At 52.2% G+C, this 3,353-nt stretch carries 4 protein-coding genes; 3 read left to right on the top strand and 1 reads right to left on the bottom strand.

Annotated features, from left to right (window positions below; genetic code table 11):
* Window positions 1-309: 309 nt before the first annotated feature.
* The 3 genes from HMPREF1986_RS13870 to HMPREF1986_RS10710 are packed head-to-tail and all read left to right on the top strand — an operon-like array spanning window position 310 to window position 2,875.
* Window positions 310-783 (top strand): DUF6431 domain-containing protein, encoded by a 474-nt coding sequence (locus HMPREF1986_RS13870; protein WP_442950092.1) that lies wholly within the window; start codon window positions 310-312, stop codon window positions 781-783.
* Between the two features lie 48 nt (window positions 784-831).
* Window positions 832-2,160 (top strand): DDE-type integrase/transposase/recombinase, encoded by a 1,329-nt coding sequence (locus HMPREF1986_RS10715; RefSeq protein WP_021774867.1) that lies wholly within the window; start codon window positions 832-834, stop codon window positions 2,158-2,160.
* The gene (locus HMPREF1986_RS10710; protein ID WP_021774866.1) at window positions 2,153-2,875 is read left to right on the top strand and encodes an ExeA family protein; all 723 of its coding nucleotides are present in this window, start codon (window positions 2,153-2,155) and stop codon (window positions 2,873-2,875) included. Before HMPREF1986_RS10715 ends, HMPREF1986_RS10710 begins: the two co-directional genes overlap by 8 nt.
* A gap of 219 nt (window positions 2,876-3,094) precedes the next feature.
* On the opposite strand, the gene HMPREF1986_RS13410 is transcribed toward HMPREF1986_RS10710, so the two are convergent.
* Window positions 3,095-3,353: hypothetical protein (locus HMPREF1986_RS13410; protein WP_021774864.1), on the bottom strand; the 259-nt coding region annotated here is incomplete at its 5' end.

Below are 3,353 nucleotides of genomic sequence, written 5' to 3'. Positions count from 1 at the left end.
CGCTCCCCGCGAGGGGAGCGTGGATTGAAATTATATCTGGGAGTCCTTCAAACCAGACAGAGGTGTCGCTCCCTGTTAAAGCCATTACCTAATGGCCTGTTTCCGGCGGCTTTGCCTGTCCGGTAATAAACGACTATAATGACCAATGAAGCCAGATAGATGGAGGATAAAAAAGAGCATCCCCTTGCTAGTATTCGTTAGTGGCGATACCGGGAATGCTCCTGTCACAACTGACATGGTCATTGTACATTCTTACGAGCTGGAACTCAAGCCCGGTACGCAGGATTCTTTTATGTAAGGAGCAGGGAAATATCGCACTGCCCCTATTGTGATGGCGATCTGGAAGTAATCGGAAGCCGGAAGCGGAAAGGATACAGAGAAGACGGATCCACCGCCACTCTGATCATCCGCAGACTCAGATGCAGGAAATGCAAACGCATCCATCATGAACTCCCAGATTGCATCGTACCCTACAAGCGTTATGACTCAGCTGCCATCGAAGCGGCTCTGACATCAGACGGAAACACCGGATGGTTCCTCGGCGAAAACTCTACCGTTTGCAGGATGAAACGCTGGTTTGCGGGCATCAGAGCTTATTTCGAGGCTGCCCTGAGATCTCTGTCATACCTTTATCAGAGGGACAGGGCCCTGGCTGAGGAAGTCGGTAAGCTTCTTCCTCTTGACCCGCTCCGGTTACCATCCGGATGGCTGGCGGACCTTGTCCGCAAAGTGGTAAACTCCGGAAGGTGGAGAACAGACCCGTTCTGCAATGATTGTCCATAAACCGTACGATAGAATACTCCCTGAAATCTGAAGGGAGGTTCTGTCACTATGGAAAAACAACGGATTGAAGAAATCGCAGCCAATCGCATGCAGGTCATCGCACCGCTACTGGATCCGACCATCGATCATGCCAGATATGAGGAACGGAAGGCGGACACAGCCGGTAAATTTCAGGTCAGCGAGCGGACACTGCGGCGCTGGATCACAAGCTACCGGGCAAACGGATTTGAAGGCCTTAAGCCAAAGGCCCCGTCCTCTTCGGGCAAAAGCAGGATCCCCGACGATCTTATCCAGGAAGCCATCAAACTCCGCCGTGAAGTTCCCAAACGGAGTATCAATGAAATCATTCACATCCTGGAATGGGAAGGGCTCGCAGAACCCGGGTTTCTGAAAAAGAGTACTCTGCAGGACCAGCTTGCGGTGCGGGGGTACTCCAGCCGCCAGATGAAGACATACGCCAGCGACGTCACCTCTGCACGGCGTTTCCAGAAGCCATGGAGGAACTACCTCTGGCAGACCGACATCAAGTATGGCATCTATGTGGGCGGACAGCCCACCTACATGGTCTGCTTTATTGATGACTGCACACGGAACATCATGCACTCGGAATTCTACGATACCCTTGATCAGTCGATTGTACAGGACTGTTTCCGCAAAGCTCTTGTCAAGTACGGGGCTCCCGACTGCCTGTACATGGATAACGGAAGACAATTCCGCAGCCACTGGATGAAACGTGCCTGTAGCAAACTTGGCATTCTCCTGCTTTATGCCCGACCATACAATCCAGAGGGAAAAGGCAAGCAGGAACGTTATAACCAGACCGTTGACGCCTTCTTAAGAGAAGCAGCGATCGAAAAGCCCAGGGCCCTTGAGGAACTGAACAGACTTTACCATGTTTGGATGCAGGAGTGCTACCTCAGCCAGCCGCACGCCTCCCTGCATGGCCGGACTCCGCAGGAATGCTATCAGAGTGATCTCCATGAACTCCGCTTTATCGATCAGGATGTCCTTGCCAATGCGTTCCTGTTCTGTGAACAGAGGAAGGTCGACAAAGGCGGGTGTATTAGCTTTAATGGCCGGAAGTATGAAGTCGAACTGGGACTTTCCATGATCTACAACAAGGTCGATGTGGTATACGATCCTGCCGATCTCTCTGTGCTGACAATCGAATGCAGGGGATTTCCAGCCTGCAAGGCGACCCCGCTGGTTATCCAGCCTCATTCGGCAAAGAGACCGAAGCTGCCGGAGCATCTGGAGAAAACGGAGCCTTCGAAATCCAGGCTTCTGAGAGCTGCCGAAAAGAGGAATGGGGTCCGGGAGCAATCCCATCATACAGTCCTGTCATTCTCCGGACTGAAGGAGGCAGGAAATGTATGAAGAATTCTATCAGCTCACGCAGACGCCCTTCCCAAGAAACATCGCTACGGATAAGCTGTACATCACTCCGGCTTTACAGGAGGTCCTTGACCGGATGACATATGCGGCAAGCCACCGGATGTTTGCAGTTCTCACCGGAGACTGCGGGACCGGAAAGTCTACCATTCTCCGGAAGCTGTCAGATACGCTGGATCTCCGGCGGCACCGGATGCTTTATGTGTCGGAATCAAAACTGAAGCCCAGAAACTTTTATCGGATCCTTTTGGAGCAGATCGGTGTTCAGGCCAGGTGGAACGTATCCGATGCCAAAAGGCAGCTCCACGAAAAGCTTTCCGTGATGCGTGCCATGGACGGGATCCGTACGGTATGTGTCGTCGATGAAAGCCATCTGCTCAGCTTTGAAATGCTGGAAGAGATACGCTTTCTTCTGAACATGCACTTTGATGCGGAAAGTCCGATCGGCCTGATTCTGGCCGGGCAACCTGAACTCAGGGCAAAGCTGGGACTTCAGAAATGCACTGCGATACGCCAAAGGGTAAATATACAGAGTATCCTGAATCACTACGATCTGTCTGAGACAACGGCTTACATCTCACACCAGATGACTGTTGCCGGTGCCAGGAGCGAGATCTTCACAAAGGAAGCTATCCGGAAGATCTTTGAATACAGCGCAGGCATACCGAGATTGATCAATAACCATGCACGAGCGTTCTGATGTATGGCTGTCAGAATCAGATGCGGCTGATCGATGATCACGCCGTCAGCACTGTTCTGGAAGGCGAATTTTCATAAAGTCATTGCCGGGATCGTCCAGGATGCCGGACAGAGATCCCGGCTGAATGAAGACAAAAGGTTCCGGTTATTTCCGGGCAAAAGCCGCCGACTTTAACAGCTCCCCGCGAGGGGAGCGTGGATTGAAATTCTAAGGTCCACTTTAACAGGTATCATAATGCACTGGTCGCTCCCCGCGAGGGGAGCGTGGATTGAAATCGTAAACCCTCTTCACCATGATTTGCGGATCGTCGTCGCTCCCCGTGAGGGGAGCGTGGATTGAAATACCGAACTTCTCGGAAATCTTATTCAGGCCCTCTTGTCGCTCCCCGCGAGGGAAGCGCGGATTGAAATTCAATGTCATCCAGCACCAATAGATCAGGTCTCCAGTCGCTCCCCGCGAGGGGAGCGTGGATTGAAAT

This window comes from Oribacterium sp. oral taxon 078 str. F0263 (genome assembly GCF_000469565.1).
Lineage (GTDB): Bacteria > Bacillota > Clostridia > Lachnospirales > Lachnospiraceae > Oribacterium.
This window is presented reverse-complemented; position numbering and strand designations above follow the sequence as displayed.